The organism is Shouchella rhizosphaerae, from assembly GCF_036700015.1.
GTDB classification, from domain to species: domain Bacteria; phylum Bacillota; class Bacilli; order Bacillales; family Bacillaceae_D; genus Shouchella; species Shouchella rhizosphaerae.
The window spans coordinates 3,038,645-3,056,267 of sequence record NZ_CP144921.1; the positions used below are offsets into that span (position 1 = coordinate 3,038,645).

Consider the following 17,623-nt stretch of genomic DNA (forward strand, 5'->3'; position numbering starts at 1 on the left):
GGGCCTTGTTCAATTAAAGCATCTGCCCGCCAGATACTTCGAGGCGAGTCCCATTCACCCAGCCGAACTCCTCTGTGCACAAGGAAGCGATAACCCCACCGATATCATCGGCTTCTCCAACCCTACCTAGCGCTGTATTAGAGGCAACATGTTCATTCATCTGCGGATTGTCCCTTACCGCTCCTCCGCCAAAATCGGTCGCGATCGCTCCAGGGGCAACCACGTTGACGCGAATGCCTCGCTTTCCCCATTCTTTAGCCATATACTTGGTTAAGACCTCGATCGCGCCTTTCATTGCTGCATAAGCGCCAAACCCTTCAATGACAAAACGGGTCAGCCCTGTTGAAATATTGACAACTCTCCCATTGTCTACGATGTAAGGGAACAGTTTTTGTGACAGGAAAAAAACGCCCTTGAACTGCACGTTCATGATGTTGTCGAATTGTGCTTCCGTCGTTTCCGCAACGGAAGCGTGAATGCCGTAGCCCGCATTGTTGACCAAAATATCGATCTGATCCCGATTCCATCTTTCGTGCAGAACTGCGGACATCCGGGAAACAAACGCGTCCAATGAGGATACGTTGCCAGTATCTAACTGGATCGCTGCCGCTTTTCGACCACTGTTTTCTATTTCTTGAACAACTTTGTCCGCCTCGTCCTTGCGAGTATGATACGTGATAATCACGTCAATCCCTTTACGGGAAAGGGCGATAGCGGCATTTCGGCCAAGCCCTCGGCTGCCTCCCGTTACGAGTGCAATCTTTTGCGTTGAAATCATAGTCCCATTCTCCTTCTGATTGTTATGAGACCACTTGATCTGTCGTTAGCAGTGGTCTATAGTGAGTGTAGTACTTCGAGTTAACTCTAAGTCAAGAGGTGAAATAAAAAAATTGAATTACTCCATTAACGAGGTCGCGAGCAAGTTTGGCCTGTCCGCTCACACCCTGCGCTTCTATGACAAAGAAGGTTTAATGCCTTTTATCGGAAGGGATAAATCCGGCAACCGGGTATTCACGGACACGGATCTCAATTGGGTCGCTATGGTATGCTGCTTAAAGGATACGGGAATGAAGATCAAAGACATCAAGCAGTACGCGGATTGGTGCACGGAGGGCTTGCAGACGATCGAAGAACGAAAAACAATGCTCGCCGACCATCGTCAACAAGTCGTAAAGCAGATGGAAGCACTGAAGAAAAATTTGGCGCTTATTGATTCGAAAATCGCCGTTTACGAAAATCCAGAGGAGGCCGAAAAAAAGTACGGCTTGCTCGAAAAACAAGAATGAGCCACACTATGTCCTTGATAGGAAGGTGTGCATGCTTCTCTCGTAATCGTTTACTGGACTGTGAACCGGCAGGCGGTAGCAGGATGAGGCGTCGAAAACAGAAGTAGAAGGCAAGCTTCATCAAAAAAAAAAGAGGGAGCACGAGTCTACGACTCTATGCCCCTAACGCTTTTCTTTTATCTTTTATTGGGGTAATGGTGCTGAAGTATATGGCTACCACACTAATAAGAACGATGGCTATTCCTGCGATGATGAAGGATGCATCGAATAATAAAATAAACCCTAATCCAACGACAGAAGTAATTGTCGATAGGATCGTCCATGTTGAAAATGTTTCTTTCATGCTTAACCCAAAGTATTCTTTGATCATCCAAAATCCAGCATCATTCACATGGGAGCAAATCGAGCTGCCTGCTCCAGTTGCAAGAGTGACCAAGGCTAAATTGACATCGTATTGGGCTAGCATTGGCACAACCAATCCCGCTGTAGATATAGCGGCAACGGTGGCTGAACCTAAAGATATACGCAAGATTGCCGCAACGAGCCAAGCAAATAAAAGAGGGGACATGGACGTTTCTTTAAATAGTTCGGCTACATAATCTCCGACACCGCCATCAATGAGCACTTGCTTAAAGGCGCCTCCACCTCCAATAATTAAAAGCATCATTCCAATCGCTGCAATTGATGATGCACATGAATCCATCACTTGTTTGATTGGGATCTTTCTTGCTATCCCCATTGTATAAAATGCAAGCAATAAAGATAGTAACATGGCAGACGAAGGGTTTCCGACAAGGCGAATGATTTCTATGATCGTATTATCCTCAAACCCTACTGAGTTCTGGACGAGATCGACGATTGTAGAAATAGCCATTAATAAAACAGGGAACATCGCAGTTAAGACACTAATACCAAATCCAGGCGTTTGTTCGAGTTTGAATGTTTTTTGTTCTCCTAACGAGTCTATATTGCCTGTTTTGTTGAATGCATCCGGTGCAATTTTTTTAGCAACCTTAGTAAAGAGAGGGCCTGCGATAATGACAGTTGGTATGGCAATCATAATTCCATAGAGTAAAACGACTCCAAGATCTGCCCCATACTCGCCAGCTATTACGGTCGGTCCTGGGTGCGGCGGTAAGAAACTATGAGTTGCTAATAAAGCGGCTGCCATAGGAATGCCTAAGTATAAAATAGAAATCCTTAGTTCTTTTGCAATCGAAAATACAATCGGGATTAATAATACTAAGCCGACCTCAAAAAATAGGGCAATGCCGACAATGAACGAAGCAACAACAACAGCCCACTGAATTCTCTTTTCTCCAAACTTGTTAATTAACGTCATGGCGATACGCTGGGCACCCCCTGCGTCCGCAATTAACCTGCCAAGCATAGCACCGAGCCCAAATATTAACGCGATATGGCCAAGTGTACCTCCTAATCCCGCTTCAATGGAGGACACTACATTTTCTAAAGGCATGCCTAGTGCCAACGCTACGATAAAAGCGACAATAATTAATGAAACAAATGTATTTAACTTGAATCCAGTAATCAAAATGAGTAACAAGACAATTCCAGCTGCTACGATAAATAATGGCATCCTAAACCTCCAAAAATGAATAAGTATTCGTGTGCTTTCAACATACTTGGATTGTCTACTATCCGAAAGGGCCGTTCATTGAAAAAAACCATATACGGAAAACGCTTTCAATAAATCCCCCATTTATGAAGCACAATGGGGGAAATTTTACGCACGTTTTAACCTGTGTGCCATTTAGACGTTTATTTGTTCTTCCTCTAACGCTTTTACTCCAGCTTTTAGAACTTCAATGATTCGATCTGTATCGTAAATATTTCCTCGCCAAGTTCCTCCACTTACGGATTGGAGCGCAGCCCATAAACGAGTATCGTCTGGCAGATCTGGATTCGGTTGAAGGTCTGGATGGAGGGAGCGTTCTTTCAGTACTTGACTTGCATCGGCCAAAGAAAGCCGCTCATTTTCCGTTCCAATGAAATTGACAGAACCTACTAACTCATTGCGGTCAACGATGATTTCAATCACATCTCCATCGCGTAATTTTCCAATTGGTCCGCCTGCCAATGCCTCAGGTCCGATATGTCCAATGCATGCGCCCGTAGAAACACCTGAAAAACGGGCATCTGTAATCAAGGAAACATGTTTTCCATAAGACAAATGTTTTAATGCCGATGTTAGTTGGTAGGTTTCTTCCATCCCCGTTCCGGAAGGGCCGCCGCCCATCACAACCATGATGTCCCCTGCTTCAATGCTTCCATGTTTAATCGCCTTTATAGCAGACTTTTCTGAAGTAAAGACTTTCGCTTTCCCGGTATGTCTATAAATTCCGTCTTCTCCTACTACTGAAGGGTCAATAGAAGTCGATTTAATGACAGATCCTTCAGGCGCAATATTTCCTTTCGGGAATGTAACCGTAGAAGTTAGGCCTCTTTCTTTTGCTTTGATTGGGTCCATGATAATATCGTCTGGATCAATTCCGTCTGTTTCGAGCAACTGTTTTTTCATTAGAGCGCGTCTTTCGGATTTTTCCCACCAATCAAGGTTTGCACCAAGAGTTTCTCCAGTCACAGTTTGTACATCTTCATGCAGTACGCCTAATTTTCTTAAATGCAACATAACCTCAGGAACACCACCTGCGAGGAATACCTTAACAGTCGTGTGACCAACAGGCCCATTTGGCAGGACATCAACGAGGCGAGGGATTTTCTTATTGATTCTTGTCCAGTCCTCGACAGTAGGTATCTTGCAATTAGCGGCGTGGGCAATGGCTGGGATATGAAGGAGTAAATTGGTTGAACCGCCAAAAGCCGCGTGAACCACCATCGCATTTTCGATCGCTTTATCCGTCATAATGTCTTTAGTTGACAGTCCTTTTTTCTCCATCTCTAATGCTGCACGGGCTGATTGTCGAGCCATCTCCATCCAGATCGGCTGGCCAGATGGCGCCAGTGCCGAGTGAGGCAACGCGATACCCATCGCTTCGGCAACGACTTGAGAGGTGCCAGCTGTTCCAAGGAATTGGCATCCTCCTCCCGGTGTCGCACAAGCACGGCACCCGAGATCGGCAGCTTCTTGTAAGCTGATTTCGTTATTGGCGTAGCGTGCTCCAATCGTTTGAATTTTGCCTGCGTCTTCACCGTTTGTAGGCGGAAGCGTGACACCTCCTGGAACAATAATAGTTGGCAAGTCATGCATGGACGCTAAAGCAACCATCATTGCCGGAAGGCCTTTATCGCATGTCGCTACGCCAATAACGGCACGGCGCGTTGGCAACGAGCGAATTAGCCTTCGATAAACAATCGCTGCGTCGTTTCGAAACGGCAGGGAATCAAACATACCAGTTGTTCCTTGGGAACGGCCATCACATGGGTCACTAACGAATCCGGCAAAAGGGACGCCTCCTTGTCTGCGGATTTCTTCCGCTGCTTCCTTCATGAGCAGGCCTATTTCCCAGTGGCCAGTATGATAGCCTAAGGCAATCGGAGCGCCATTTTCATGCCTGATTCCACCTTGAGTGCCTAGGATTAAAATTTGTTTTCCAAGGAGACGGGAAGGCGCCCATCCCATACCAACGTTTTGAGATAGTCCAAAAAGGTCGCCACTTGGTGAATCTAACAACATCTCGGATGTAAGGGGGAGTGAGCCATCCGCTCCTTTTGCATGAGTCTGAATGTTGTAAAGAGAGACATCCTCATCGCCAAATATTAAATGCAATGACATATGTTTTCCTCCATGATTGAGATTATTCCTTTCAACGAAAGGAAAGCAATCCTTTTTATTGTCTTATCATTGCTTCAAGAATCACCGATAAAGCTGAATTTCAATAAAGCGCTTTCAACTTCATTGGAAATTCACCCCCTTAAAGTTTTGCTCAACTAGGTGTTTTTTGCTCATTCATCTTTCGTTAATGGCTCCATTCATCTTCATACAGCTAAAAACGTCGTTATTTTGGTTTTATATAAGAAACCTAGTTTGTTGTATTAAACTATTTTGATGATAGCATACAATTTATGAGTTGGAAATAGATTTTTTTCAATTAGAAAAACCGTGAACGGTAAGATGAATGGCTGTCTAAACGATGCGTCCTATCTCATGAAACCAACTTGAATGGACAATTGCCTTAAATAAAAATACGATATTGACTACATGAATTGATCATGTTAGGTTTTAATAAGAAAACCAAGTTTATTATATTAAACAAAATAGAAGGGTTTGGCGCTATGGAGAAAAAATATTGGGTTCCCGCGATTGGGAAGGCAGATAACATTTTAAATCTTATTGCCTATCGGCCCAATCAATATCGGCTAATTGATCTCTCCAATGAATTAAATATTAATAAAAGCTCACTTTATTCATTGCTGAATACACTTGAAACGCTCGGTTGGGTGAAGAAAGGGAAGGATGATACGTATTCCCTTGGAATGAGATTTGGTGTATTTAGTGCTTTGTACTCGAGTCAATTTGATTTAATTGGCACGTTTTCGGAGGAGGCAGTGAGCACTGTCAACAATTTAGATGAAACGATTCAGCTTTCGATTTTGGATGGTGTCGATATTTTATATTTGGCAAAGAAAGAGGGGAGTTCCCCAGTAAGGGTTGCCACTGATCCAGGAATGAAATTTCCTGCTCATGCAACTGCGATGGGAAAAGTTCTCCTTTCCAAATATACGTTTAACGAAATGAAGGACTTGTATGAGGGAAGAAGCCTTGAGGCTAAAACGCCATACACCATCAAAACATTAGAGGAGCTATGGGCACAAATTGCCCTATTAGATGAACAGGGCTACATTAAGGAATATCAAGAAGCCGTAGAAAATTTCTTCTGTATTGCTGCCCCAGTAAAGAATCAAGAGGATGAAGTCATTGCTGCTGTTAGTGTAACGATGCTAACAACAAGTTGGGAAAAGAAACAAGAAGAAGCAGAACGGGAGATTGTAGACTTGGCCAAGAGAATTTCTCTTCATGCAGGATTTTTAAAACCTGTCGGGCCTCAATAGAACGAATTTGTGAGAATCCAAGAATAATGGTTTTGGTTCAAGACCATTTTCTTGGATTGAAAAAAGGCGGCTTTCATATGCATTCCGGTTAGTGACTAAAAAAATGAATGCGTTATCATGCTGTGGGCAGGTTCGATTTGAAACCCGGCTAAACAATCTATCCAAAAAGGAGACTAACTCTATATGAAATTCATTCGATTTAAAGATCAAGAGCATATTGTCCATTCTGCGATTGGACAGACATTTTCTGAAATGTATGTCGTCCCTTTCGATAACTATGTGAATTTTTATTATTATCTTAAAGAAAATGCGAAAACAGCAGAAATGTATATTAAAGAGAACAGCCTAGCTCCAGTATCAATTGAAGAAACGGCCTTGGAGATCCCCATAGAGGCAGATGAGGTATGGGCTTCGGGAGTAACATACATGAAAAGCAGAGAGGCCCGAAATTACGAAGCAACGAATGGAAAGCTCGATGTATTAACGTTTTACGATAAAGTATATGACGCTGAGCGCCCTGAGATCTTTTTAAAATCGACTGCACGGCGCACCCAAGGTCCAAATAAAGAGTTATTGATCCGAAGTGATTCAAACTGGCAAATTCCTGAACCTGAACTAGGCTTAGTTATTGGCGAAGGGGAAGAGATCATTGGTTATACATTAGGAAATGATATGAGTTGCAGAGATATTGAGGGCGAAAATCCTTTATATTTGCCACAGGCGAAAGTGTGGAAAAAATCTTGTTCCATTGGCCCAGCCATCCTTATGCCAACTGGCATCGAAAATCCATATGAGCTTTCGATTATGTGTACGATTAGCAGGGAGCACGAGGTTGTTTTCCAGGGGTCAGCTAGTGTGAGTCAATTAAAAAGAAAACTAGAGGAATTAGTAGAGTTTCTAATACGCGACAATGACATCGTACCTGGAACGGTCTTATTGACGGGCACGTGTATTGTTCCCGATAACGATTTCACATTAGCGGTAGGCGATGTGATTGACATTAGCTCTAAACCCATCGGCACATTAAAGAATTATGTCGGTTCCTTTCAAAAATAAAGAAGTCTGAGGTGATTAAGTTGTTGCAAGGCATCATTCCTCCACTTGTTACGTTTTTTGATGAAGATGGCTCAGTAGATAAAGAAACGAATTTCCGACTAATCGATATTCTGATTGAAAAAGAGGTAGATGGACTTCTCTTATTAGGGAGCAGCGGTGAGTTCACTTCTATGACGCACCAACAAAAGAGCGATTATATCGATCACGTCATCCCCTATATCAATAAGCGGGTTAAGTGTATGGTGAATGTTGGAAGCAATGTTGTTGAAGAGGCGGTAGATTTAGCGATAAAAGCTGAAAAAGCAGGAGCGGATGCAGTTTTAATTGTTAATCCCTTTTATTGGCCATTAAGTGAAGCACAACTGATCGATTATTTCAGCGAAATTATTCAATCGATTAAAATAGATGCCTATCTCTATAATGTGCCGATGCTTTCATCACAAGAGATCCCAGTAAACATTATTCCTGAGTTACTAGAAAGACATGACAATTTAAAAGGAATAAAAGAAACGGTTAGTGACATAGGCAGATACAGAAAATTAATTGAAAACGTTAGACCTAAAAACACCGAATTTGTAATTTTAACAGGTTTTGATGATCATTTATTACCTGGTATGATGATCGGCACCAACGGAAGTATTAATAGTACAGCTGTCGTATTCCCAGAAATCTCCGTCAAGCTAAAGAAAGCGATGGAACAGCAACATTTCGAAGCAGTGAATCGTTACCAAAACCTAATAGCCGAAGCCATGCAACTATATGATATAAACAACTCATTCTTTTCAACGATTAAAGAGGCGGTTTCCTATAGATGGTTTAACGGTGAACGTGTCTATCATAAGAAACCTTTTCATTTAATTAACGCCAATACAAGGTCAGAAGTAGAAAGAATCGTCGATAACATCAATCGTAAATGGAAAGAAGACTGATTGATTGGAATTCTAGTAAGTTAAATAAAATCAGATAGGGGTGCGTATAAGTGGCGAAATTTACACAAACAGTAGAAGTATTTCAAAATTACATCAACGGTGAATGGAAAGACAGTACGAGCGGACAAGTAATGGATAGTGTGAATCCAGCGAACAAAACTGAAACGATCGGCCAACTCCAGTCTTCGACAACTGAAGAAGTCGATGAGGCGATTCAATCGGCGACTGAAGCGAAAATCGGCTGGCGTAAAACCGGGGCATATCAACGGGGCCAACTATTAGCTAGTGTCGCAAATGAGTTAGAAAAAAACGTTGATGACATTGCCGAAACGTTAACAAAGGAAATGGGAAAAACGTTGCCCGAAGCAATTGGTGAAACGCAACGTGGGATAGCGATCTTACGGTATTATGCAGCAGAAGGGATGAGAAAAGAGGGGGAAGTGATTCCAGCTTCCGATAAAGAGGCGCTAATGTTTACAAAACGGACGCCTTTGGGCGTAGTTGGCATCATTACCCCTTGGAACTTTCCAGTAGCAATCCCTATATGGAAAATCGCTCCGGCATTGGTTTATGGAAATACGGTTGTCTTTAAGCCAGCTTCTGAAAGTGCGGTCACAGCCGCTAAAGTGGTTAAGTGTTTTGAACTTGCAGGCCTTCCTAAAGGGGTATTGAACTTTATAACCGGAAAAGGCTCCATTGTTGGCGAAGCGCTTATAAATAGCAAGAAATTAAACGGGATTACGTTCACTGGATCGGAGTCCACCGGTAAACGAGTCGCAAAAGCAGCAAGCGCTAATGGCATAAAATACCAACTGGAAATGGGCGGGAAAAATCCGGTCATTGTTCTAGACGACGCAGATGTCCAAAGCGCTGTGCAAGGAATTTTAAGCGGTGCCTTTAAATCAACAGGGCAAAAATGTACGGCAACGAGTCGTGTCATTGTACAAGAAGGGATTTACGAAGAACTGAAAGCCGCCCTTTTAGCGGAAACGAAAAAGATTACGATCGGCGATGGGATGGATTCAACCATTTGGATGGGGCCGTGCGCCAGTGAAAGCCAATTAAATACCGTTTTAGAGTACATTCAAATCGGCCAAGAAGAAGGCGCTACACTTCTATTCGGTGGGCAACGGTTAACTGAAAATGAATACGCTAATGGGTTCTATGTCGAACCAGCGATTTTTGAAGATGTGACTTCCGCCATGCGTATTGCCCAGGAAGAAATATTTGGACCAGTGATTGCTCTTATTAAAGTAAAAAGTGTCGAAGAAGCAATTGATATCGCAAATGACACTGAATTTGGGTTAAGCGCTTCCTTATACACAGCAAATATTGGCTCAGCCCTTTCCTTCATTGATGATATCGAAGCTGGATTAGTCCGTGTCAATTCAGAAAGTGCCGGTGTCGAATTACAGGCGCCATTTGGCGGAATGAAAGCTTCAAGTACTGGAACACGTGAACAAGGGGAAGCGGCCAAAGAATTTTATACGGCGATTAAAACGGTTTTGATTAGAAGTTGAGTGAACCTTTGTCCAAGTAGGCAGTCGAAATAATCACCATGTAAACGGCTTATGCTCTGATGTCTAGAGCTTAAGCCGTTTTTTAAAAGTGGTTCGATAAATCGAGGTTTGCCCAAACGAACAACATGGCCCTGGCGAAGCAAAACGGTCATTAAAATTTGCGCCATCACTTCTATTTAATCTAATTTAGTGTGACGCAAAATCTGTTTAACTAGTGCAGTCGCAGCAAAAAGGATCATAAAGATTAATATGATAGAAGCTCCCGGTGGTGTACCTAATTCATACGAAGCGACTAAACCACTCAACATGCCAATTAAGGCAATCACGATTCCAATGAAAATAACACCATTAAAGCTTTTGCTTAACCGCATTGAAATTGCAGCAGGTAAGACGATAATGGCTGAAACGAGTAAAGCGCCGACTATCGGCATAATGATTGCAATCGTTACCCCTGTTAACACGTTAAACAAAATAGACATCGTTTTGATAGGCAAACCTGCAGTGAAGGCAATTTCCTCGTCGAATGTCAAAATATACATAGGTTTGCGGAAAACGAAATAGAGGAGACTAATCATAATCGTTAGGATGAACAACATCCATACTTGCTGCTGACTAATGGTGACAATGGAGCCAAATAAAAATTGGTTCATACTTAAAGTCGCGCCACCCTCATTTAACCCCATCAAGAATAGGGCTAGAGCCATGCCAACTGACATTAAGATCGCAATCGAAATTTCTGAATACGTACGATACACCACTCGTAAATATTCAAGCATGATGGCAATTGCCGCAACGACTAAAAGATTGGTCCACGTTGGATTGACGCCGATTAGCAAACCTAGTGCTACACCGGCTAAGGATACATGGGATAAAGTATCCGCCATTAGAGACTGTCTACGCAATATTAAAAACAAGCCTAACAATGGTGCAATGAATGAGATTAGCAGGGAGGCTTGGACAGCTCTTTGCATGAATCCATGGAAAAACATCTCCATGGAGAGCCCTCCTTCCTGACTAGCTCAATATGTTTATCAGCATAATGACGGATTTCTTCATGATCATGGGTAACCATTAAAATCGCTTTCCCATGTTCACGACAATTGTGCTTCAACAATTTATAGAATTCTTCTCTAGAATTCACATCCATTCCAGTCGTCGGTTCATCTAGGACAAACAAATCAGGGTCTGTTGCAAATACACGGGCAATCGAAATCCGCTGTTTTTGCCCGCCAGATAATTCGCCTATTTTGTTATGGCGCATGTCCCACATTCCCACGGATTCTAGTGAGCGCCGCACATGCTCCTTGTCTACTTTATCTAATCTTTTAAACCATTTGCCCCTTTGATAGCGGCCGGATTGCACAAATTCAAGCACAGTACTTGGAAATCCAGCGTTAAACGAGGCAACCTGCTGTGAAACATATCCGATCATGAGCTTCTCGCCAAAACGATTTTTTGGTGAAATGCGGACGCTGCCTTTTGTTGGTTTCAGCAAACCTAAAATATTGCGCAACAAAGTTGTCTTTGCGGCACCATTTTCTCCAGTTAGCATCACAAAATCTTCTGCATTTACTTCAAATGAAATATTTTCTAACAGCGGTTCATGTTCATACTGAAAGGCGAGATTCTTTACTTCAATATAATGCATAATGAAACGACCTTTCTATTCGTTGTTTCCTATCTGCCATCGTTTAATTATCTTGTTATTTGATGCTTACCTGTAAAGCTTCCAAGTTTTTACGCATGGCGTCGACGTATCCTAGATTTTCTGCTTGTAGCTCTTCAGACAGTACTTCTAAGTCATACAAAACGGCGGTCTCTGTCCCTGTTTCAGTAGCGACTGTTTCGGCAATGGCTGAATTTGCCCCTTGTTGATAATAAATAACGGGCACATTATGTTCTTCCACGAGGTTTCCAATTTCAGCAATGCGCGATGGACTTGGTTCTACTTCTGTAGATAAACCGCCAATCGCTACTTGCTCTAACTGATAACGTTGCGCAAGGTATCCAAATGCTTGGTGTTGTACGACAAAAACGCGGCTTTCTGCATCTTCAAGAGCAACTTGATAGTCCTCATGTAAGGCTTGAAGCTCTTTATTAAAGGCTTCTGCATTTTCCTCATAAATCGCTTGTCCGTCTGGATCTGCCTCAATCAGGGCATCGCGGATAACATTAACTTGCTCTTGTGCCAATACAGGGTCTAGCCAAATATGTGGATCGTGTGATTCATGATCATCAATAATGACCGATACTGGCTCTGATTCTGCATACGTATGATGATCGTCATCAAAAAGGACTGCCCGTACTTCGAAGCTTTCTCCAGTCGTTTTATACTCAAAGTGGTCGGTTCCTTGACCAGATACAGCTTCCCATTCATCCTCTTCACTCATACGTGTGTACCAGTGCCAATGATCGTAGTCTACGTCTTCTTCAAGCAGCGCAACGAGTGTAACCACGTCTCCTGTATGGTAGTGATCCGCCAATCCAACTATTTCAATTGCGCTATCACTTCCATGTTCATGGTGTTGACCATGTTCCTCATCGTGCTCATGTTCGTCTTCCTGGCCATGATCATCAATGACAATTTCTACTGGGTCTGACTCGGCGTATTCATTGTGGTTCTCATCAAAAAGGACTGCCCGGACCTCAAAGCTTTCTCCTGATGCCTCATAGTTGAATTCAGGTCCTCCTTGATTCGGAACAGTTGCCCATTCATCATCCGCACTTTCTCTTGTATACCAGTGCCAATGATCATAGTCTACCTCTTCATCTAATTCCGCCGTTAATTCAATCATGTTGCCAGTATGATAATGATCCGCAACCCCTTGAATGCTGATCGTTCCAGCAGCTTGTTGCTTTTCCTCGTCTCCATGTTGATCGTGGTCATGAGCATGACCTGATCCACTCGTATCAACTACATCCACACCATCTGCTGTGCGAGCAATGACGAGATCATCGTTCTCGACTGTGTTTAATAGACTTGAAACCCAATGTTCCATTTCTTCACTACTATAGACAAATACTTTTGCCTCATTCACAGCCGCTACATCTTGGGCACTTGGTTCATAATGATGAGCATCTTCTCCTGCAGAAACCATGAGTGATACGTCGGCACGATCCCCTGCGACTTGTTGAGCAAATTCATACATTGGATAAAACGATGTTACAACCGATAATTTATCACTTGCAGTATTTTCGTCTTCATTTTGGCTACAGCCTATAAGAGTCGTACACACAAGTGAACTAAACAAAATGGTAGCGAACCAAGTGCTTTTCATCCTATATTCTCCTCACATTAGTACGAATTTCAACTATATTCTTTTAAATGAACTTCTGCGACATTTAATGTGCCAACATATCACGTACGATACCATCTTTGTCTAATTCAGAAGGGTAGTACGTTGGCCAATTGGTAACTTCGTCCAATAGGGCCTCGCGGTCATCTCCCCAATATAAGTGGAAATGATGGGAATCTACGGGATAGATATTGTGATCACTAAACTGAATGTATTGAGGCATTTCATCTGATCCATCAACTAATTTAAAGATAAATCGTACCCCTCTATTGCCTGCTTCATAGGTAAGAATCTCGTAACCATCTGACTCGTACTCTCCTGCATACTCGTTGTCATTTTCAAAGAAAGTGACAATATTGTCTTCAATGATGATACGATCAACATCTGTTTCATATCCGACCGTATAATACTGCTTGTACTCATCTGCTGTCTTATCTCCATCTTCTGCTTTATGTTCAAACACTTCGTCTAGATCTCCAGATAGAAGGTAAGGATAAACCGATTGCCAATCACCTTCCCAATCAGACAATTCGCGATCTTCAACTTGACTATCTTCAAAATAGCCTTGATAGATTTGGCGGCTTTCTTCATCATGTCCATGATGATCATCAATCACCACTTTGACTGGTGCAGATTGAACGTGAGGCTTATGGTCATGATCGAATAATACAGCCTTTATTTCTAAGCCATCTATTGTTGCTTCTCCTGTAAATGTGTCCGTTTCCTGCCCTGAAACGACTTCCCATTCCTCATCCGCGTTTTCTCGGCTATACCAGTGCCAATGATCATAGTCTGTTTCTTCATCCAGTTCTGCAGTTAGCTCAATTGCATCGCCAGTATGGTAGTGATCAGCAACCCCTTCAATGTTTATCTTTTCGGGAGCCTCAAAATTGTTCGTATCACCATGGGAGTGATCCTCATCTGTATGTACTTCTGATTCTTCTTTTTCTATTCCGTTTACTTGCTCCTTCTCTTTTGTCCCTTGACATGCTGTTAAATAAGTACTGAGTACCACTAAACTTGATAAGCCAATAAGTAGCTTTTTCATTTTTTCTTTCCTCTCCTTTAAGGTAAAAGTATAAATCGTAATTATTACGTTTTGTTACAAACTAACACTTCTTTTGCTATTCCGTCAAGAGTTTTATTTCTTTCGTTCGAATAATAATCGATATCCATAAAGGGGGATATCGGAGCTGTTGGTTGATTGAAACTCTCGCTTTGCTTCGATCAAAGTGGATTTGTGGAGGGTAATCATAGTTGTTTTAAGTCGCTGTTAAAAGAGGAGAAAACTCTAATTGATTTGACCATTGTTTTTCGTTTGTGTCGAAAAACGACGTATGAGGGAGGGCACCATCTTTACTATTTACATTCCTACATGAACATCATATAATTCTTTTAAATCGTAATTGATACGATTTGTGTTTGCGGCAACACATGTTACGATCAAAGTTGGAAATGTAGGCGATGGAGGAAAAAGAGGCTTGCCAAAACAACAAACGGTTCCGGTAACGATTTTAACGGGCTTTCTAGGTGCAGGGAAAACCACATTGCTCAATCACTTCTTAAAAGGGATAGATGAGCAAAATGTGGCTGTCATCATTAATGAATTTGGCGATACATCGATTGATAGCCACTTGGTCGTGCCAACTAAGGAAGAAATTATAGAGGTGAATAGTGGTTGTATTTGTTGCAATGTACGGGCTGATTTAATCAATCGATTAAGGAATTTGATTAAACGAGAAGAACCGCTTGACCGTATTATGATTGAAACAACAGGTATGGCGAATCCGGCACCCGTCATTCAAACATTTTTAATGGATAAGGAAACGGCCCATTCATTTGAAATCAATCATGTGATTACGATGGTTGACGCCAAACATATTTGGCAACATTTAGCGGAAGAAGAGCCTGGGCAACAAATCGCTTTTGCTGATGTTCTCTTAATAAATAAGGTTGATTTGATTACGGACGATGAAAAAAAAACTGGGACAACGGCTGACTCATATGAACCCACATGCGAAGCAAATTTATACAACATTTGCACAGGTAGATAGTCGAGATGTCGTTGGCAAAAAATCCTTTGATTTAAAAAATGTAGTGAAAATAGATCCAACTTTATTAACCGAAATGCATCACCACCGCCATAATGAACAAGTGACTTCTTTTGTGTTTCAGGAAGGTCATCCCCTTGATTTAGAAAAAGTGAACAACTGGTTCGCCTATTTAGTCCAATTTAAAGGGGAAACGTTGTATCGTTATAAAGGTGTCCTTTATATAAAGCAACTTGAGAAAAGAGTTGTTTTTCAAGGCGTACATATGTTATTTGCAAGTACAGAAGGAGCGCCGTGGGCGAAAGAGGAAAAGAGGCAAAGTGAAATTGTTTTTATTGGCAAGCATCTTGACAAACAGGAACTAGCGAAAGGCTTTCACTATTGTCGTGCTTCATTTTTTGCGACTTAAATCGTATTGATTTTGGCTTGGTTGAAGATCACAATGAATAGATAGTTGGCAGATCTTTGTACAACGGACAAGCCTCTATCCTAGAAAAGTGTACATGGATCAAGATAAGGACGAGAATAAGGAATGAGCCACTGCTTCTAAAAACAGTGGCTCATTCTCTATAAGCTTTCAGATACAGAGGCCTAACCACGGCTATAAGGCAGAATGCCCCGAGAGCGGAGCCGAGTACATAAAACCTGTTCATGCTGTCAAAAAAGGTCTGGATGATTGCCGATCCGAGCGCCGCCCCTAGTGCCGCTAAGAAACCAAGAAGAATGTTTTTCATAAAACCTCCAACACGAGAATCGCGCAGTATTCATCCGTTATCGGAATGCGAGGAATAAACGTTGTCAAGAAACGATAAAAACACCTTGTTAAACGCTTCAGGGTTATCTTGATGGGCGCAATGGCTGGCATTGTCAATCCAATAGAACTCTCCATTTGGCTCTCGCTTCGCCCAGCGTGGTGCTGTTTTTTTTATGTTGCCTGTTTGGTCATTGACGCCACAGACAAGTAAAAATCGTTTTTGGATATGGTATGTTTCTTCTTCGTGCAAGCAGTCTTGCATGCCTTGAAAGATTTTTGGGAAATCCTTCCGGCCAACCGTATGAAAGCACTCGCGTAAATAGGCTTGCACATCGGGTTTAATCGAGCTAGCGCGTGCACTTTGATTGACTAACATCTTCCACGGATACAGTGACAAGAGCAGCGGCGTGAGGGTGATTAATCCTTTCTCTATGAACGTCATCTTTTGCGTATTGCACGTACAATCAATCAAAACCAAGCTCTCGACTTTGTCTGGATGGTGGAAGACCAACTCTTGAGCTGCATTTCCGCCCATCGATTGGCCGATAAATGTCGCTTTTTCAATGCCTTCTTTCGTCATAATCGCCAACATGTCATCGATCAACAGCTTGATCGTAAAATCTGTCCCAATTGGCCGGGACAGCCCATGCCCTCGTGCATCCCACAAAAGCAGGCCGTACGTTTCATCGATTACATGAAGCTGTTCAGCAAACATGCGATGGTCCGTACCGGCGCCATGCATGAAAATCAACCAAGGGCCGCGATGGTTGGCAGTCACCCAATAATGAATTGGGCAACCATCCTTTTCAAGGACTCGTTGTTTTAATTTCATTGTGTTTCTCCTTTTGTGTTGACCGATTTTGAAAACAGCTGCATGTATCCGATTGCCTCGGCCTCAGCAGCGCATGGACAGGAAAGGCGCCGGAAAGCAGCGCCAAAGGCAAACGTCGCTACTCAAGTCATGCGTTCCGTGGATGCTCCTTTTCAATCAGCCCCTAAAAATGTTGTCTCTAACTCGACTTCCTTCACCTGTTTGCCATCATAATCGACTTGGTAGGCTTTCGCTTGCGGCCTTGAGCTGACAATTTTCCACACGTCTTTTTCCTTATAATGAAGGGCGACTCCGTCATCGGCGGCTATTCCAGGTTTGATGTTGCCAGCCGCTACGAATTGCTGATAGCGCGGCCTTCTGTCTGTTTCGCCGTCATAATGGGGACAGTTGCTTCCCGTTAAAAACCCAAGTCCATTGGTTAGTGGTTCGAGCCCCTTTCCGTAAGAGTCTGTCACGCCTTCTTCAAACCAACAAATTGAACCGGCGCTAATGCCTGCTAGTACGGTTCCTTGTTCCCACGCTTTTTTCATTATCGCATCTAAGCCCCATTCCCTCCATAAAACGAGCAAATTTTTCGTGTTTCCGCCGCCTACATAGATGATGTCTTTTTCAAGCAAATAGCTTTCTAAATCTCGAGTCGGCGGTCTAAATAAAGACAAATCCGAAGGCTGGCAATGTTCGTTGCGGAAGAAGTGGTAAAATTTAGCGATATAATGTTCGGCATCACCGCTAGCAGTCGGAATAAAGCAAATGGTTGGCTTAGGTTTGGCGGATTGATTCAGTATGTAGCGGTCTAATAAAGGGTTGTCAGGTTCCATCGAGAACCCTCCTCCTCCAAGGGCAATGATTTGCCTCATTCGATTCATCC

Annotated in this window: 16 protein-coding genes; 7 read left to right on the forward strand and 9 right to left on the reverse strand. The window is 42.6% G+C overall.

Annotated features, from left to right (window positions below; genetic code table 11):
• Positions 1–13 precede the first annotated feature (13 nt).
• On the reverse strand, positions 14–778 hold the full coding sequence (locus tag V5G21_RS15035; protein ID WP_073304926.1) for an SDR family NAD(P)-dependent oxidoreductase: 765 nt from the start codon (positions 776–778) through the stop codon (positions 14–16).
• Positions 779–890: 112 nt separating this feature from the next.
• On the opposite strand from V5G21_RS15035, the gene V5G21_RS15040 reads away from it, so the two are divergent.
• A complete protein-coding gene (locus V5G21_RS15040; protein WP_035202064.1) occupies positions 891–1,286 on the forward strand; it encodes a MerR family transcriptional regulator in 396 nt (131 codons plus the stop codon).
• Positions 1,287–1,440: 154 nt separating this feature from the next.
• Here the strand turns inward: V5G21_RS15040 and V5G21_RS15045 are convergent, their stop codons facing one another.
• Positions 1,441–2,883 (reverse strand): GntP family permease, encoded by a 1,443-nt coding sequence (locus V5G21_RS15045; RefSeq protein WP_095237021.1) that lies wholly within the window; start codon positions 2,881–2,883, stop codon positions 1,441–1,443.
• Positions 2,884–3,057: 174 nt separating this feature from the next.
• On the reverse strand, positions 3,058–5,040 hold the full coding sequence (locus V5G21_RS15050) for a YjhG/YagF family D-xylonate dehydratase (RefSeq protein ID WP_095237020.1): 1,983 nt from the start codon (positions 5,038–5,040) through the stop codon (positions 3,058–3,060).
• Between the two features lie 500 nt (positions 5,041–5,540).
• Here V5G21_RS15050 and V5G21_RS15055 point away from each other — a divergent pair, with 500 nt between their 5' ends.
• From V5G21_RS15055 to gucD, 4 genes are all read left to right on the forward strand, one after another.
• On the forward strand, positions 5,541–6,317 hold the full coding sequence (locus V5G21_RS15055; protein WP_095316626.1) for an IclR family transcriptional regulator: 777 nt from the start codon (positions 5,541–5,543) through the stop codon (positions 6,315–6,317).
• Positions 6,318–6,500: 183 nt separating this feature from the next.
• Positions 6,501–7,373 (forward strand): fumarylacetoacetate hydrolase family protein, encoded by an 873-nt coding sequence (locus V5G21_RS15060; protein WP_212937327.1) that lies wholly within the window; start codon positions 6,501–6,503, stop codon positions 7,371–7,373.
• Positions 7,374–7,396: 23 nt separating this feature from the next.
• On the forward strand, positions 7,397–8,302 hold the full coding sequence (locus V5G21_RS15065; RefSeq protein WP_035202056.1) for a dihydrodipicolinate synthase family protein: 906 nt from the start codon (positions 7,397–7,399) through the stop codon (positions 8,300–8,302).
• Between the two features lie 50 nt (positions 8,303–8,352).
• A complete protein-coding gene (gene gucD / locus V5G21_RS15070) occupies positions 8,353–9,822 on the forward strand; it encodes an alpha-ketoglutaric semialdehyde dehydrogenase GucD (protein ID WP_035202054.1) in 1,470 nt (489 codons plus the stop codon).
• A gap of 176 nt (positions 9,823–9,998) precedes the next feature.
• Here the strand turns inward: gucD and V5G21_RS15075 are convergent, their stop codons facing one another.
• From V5G21_RS15075 to V5G21_RS15090, 4 genes are all read right to left on the reverse strand, one after another.
• Complete coding sequence (locus tag V5G21_RS15075) at positions 9,999–10,817, reverse strand: metal ABC transporter permease (RefSeq protein ID WP_011245968.1); 819 nt, start codon at positions 10,815–10,817, stop codon at positions 9,999–10,001.
• Entirely contained in the window at positions 10,763–11,470 is a 708-nt protein-coding gene (locus tag V5G21_RS15080) for a metal ABC transporter ATP-binding protein (protein WP_073304908.1), read from the reverse strand. Before V5G21_RS15080 ends, V5G21_RS15075 begins: the two co-directional genes overlap by 55 nt.
• 55 nt (positions 11,471–11,525) lie before the next feature.
• Positions 11,526–13,100 (reverse strand): metal ABC transporter solute-binding protein, Zn/Mn family, encoded by a 1,575-nt coding sequence (locus V5G21_RS15085; protein WP_338464899.1) that lies wholly within the window; start codon positions 13,098–13,100, stop codon positions 11,526–11,528.
• Between the two features lie 64 nt (positions 13,101–13,164).
• Positions 13,165–14,166 carry a metal-binding protein ZinT gene (locus V5G21_RS15090; protein ID WP_212930213.1) on the reverse strand — a complete coding sequence of 334 codons (1,002 nt, stop codon included), beginning with the start codon at positions 14,164–14,166 and terminating at the stop codon, positions 13,165–13,167.
• A gap of 433 nt (positions 14,167–14,599) precedes the next feature.
• On the opposite strand from V5G21_RS15090, the gene V5G21_RS15095 reads away from it, so the two are divergent.
• Together V5G21_RS15095 and V5G21_RS15100 are read left to right on the forward strand one after the other, a co-directional pair.
• Positions 14,600–15,172: a CobW family GTP-binding protein gene (locus V5G21_RS15095; protein ID WP_306344764.1), complete on the forward strand. Its 573-nt coding sequence runs from the start codon at positions 14,600–14,602 to the stop codon at positions 15,170–15,172.
• Positions 15,123–15,578 carry a CobW family GTP-binding protein gene (locus V5G21_RS15100; RefSeq protein ID WP_306344763.1) on the forward strand — a complete coding sequence of 152 codons (456 nt, stop codon included), beginning with the start codon at positions 15,123–15,125 and terminating at the stop codon, positions 15,576–15,578. Before V5G21_RS15095 ends, V5G21_RS15100 begins: the two co-directional genes overlap by 50 nt.
• A gap of 355 nt (positions 15,579–15,933) precedes the next feature.
• On the opposite strand, the gene V5G21_RS15105 is transcribed toward V5G21_RS15100, so the two are convergent.
• Together V5G21_RS15105 and V5G21_RS15110 are read right to left on the reverse strand one after the other, a co-directional pair.
• The gene (locus V5G21_RS15105) at positions 15,934–16,755 is read right to left on the reverse strand and encodes an alpha/beta fold hydrolase (protein WP_063608627.1); all 822 of its coding nucleotides are present in this window, start codon (positions 16,753–16,755) and stop codon (positions 15,934–15,936) included.
• Positions 16,756–16,907: 152 nt separating this feature from the next.
• Complete coding sequence (locus tag V5G21_RS15110) at positions 16,908–17,612, reverse strand: peptidase E (protein ID WP_095237013.1); 705 nt, start codon at positions 17,610–17,612, stop codon at positions 16,908–16,910.
• Between the last annotated feature and the right edge of the window lie 11 nt (positions 17,613–17,623).

Bases quoted from the DNA above. Each gene is read 5' to 3' on its own strand.
- V5G21_RS15050 (WP_095237020.1), bottom strand. From the start codon at position 5,040: ATGTCATTGCATTTAATATTTGGCGATGAGGATGTCTCTCTTTACAAC.
- V5G21_RS15060 (WP_212937327.1), top strand. From the start codon at position 6,501: ATGAAATTCATTCGATTTAAAGATCAAGAGCATATTGTCCATTCTGCG.
- V5G21_RS15045 (WP_095237021.1), bottom strand. From the start codon at position 2,883: ATGCCATTATTTATCGTAGCAGCTGGAATTGTCTTGTTACTCATTTTG.
- V5G21_RS15055 (WP_095316626.1), top strand. From the start codon at position 5,541: ATGGAGAAAAAATATTGGGTTCCCGCGATTGGGAAGGCAGATAACATT.
- V5G21_RS15090 (WP_212930213.1), bottom strand. From the start codon at position 14,166: ATGAAAAAGCTACTTATTGGCTTATCAAGTTTAGTGGTACTCAGTACT.
- V5G21_RS15110 (WP_095237013.1), bottom strand. From the start codon at position 17,612: ATGAGGCAAATCATTGCCCTTGGAGGAGGAGGGTTCTCGATGGAACCT.
- V5G21_RS15075 (WP_011245968.1), bottom strand. From the start codon at position 10,817: ATGGAGATGTTTTTCCATGGATTCATGCAAAGAGCTGTCCAAGCCTCC.
- V5G21_RS15105 (WP_063608627.1), bottom strand. From the start codon at position 16,755: ATGAAATTAAAACAACGAGTCCTTGAAAAGGATGGTTGCCCAATTCAT.
- V5G21_RS15100 (WP_306344763.1), top strand. From the start codon at position 15,123: ATGAACCCACATGCGAAGCAAATTTATACAACATTTGCACAGGTAGAT.
- V5G21_RS15085 (WP_338464899.1), bottom strand. From the start codon at position 13,100: ATGAAAAGCACTTGGTTCGCTACCATTTTGTTTAGTTCACTTGTGTGT.
- V5G21_RS15080 (WP_073304908.1), bottom strand. From the start codon at position 11,470: ATGCATTATATTGAAGTAAAGAATCTCGCCTTTCAGTATGAACATGAA.
- V5G21_RS15035 (WP_073304926.1), bottom strand. From the start codon at position 778: ATGATTTCAACGCAAAAGATTGCACTCGTAACGGGAGGCAGCCGAGGG.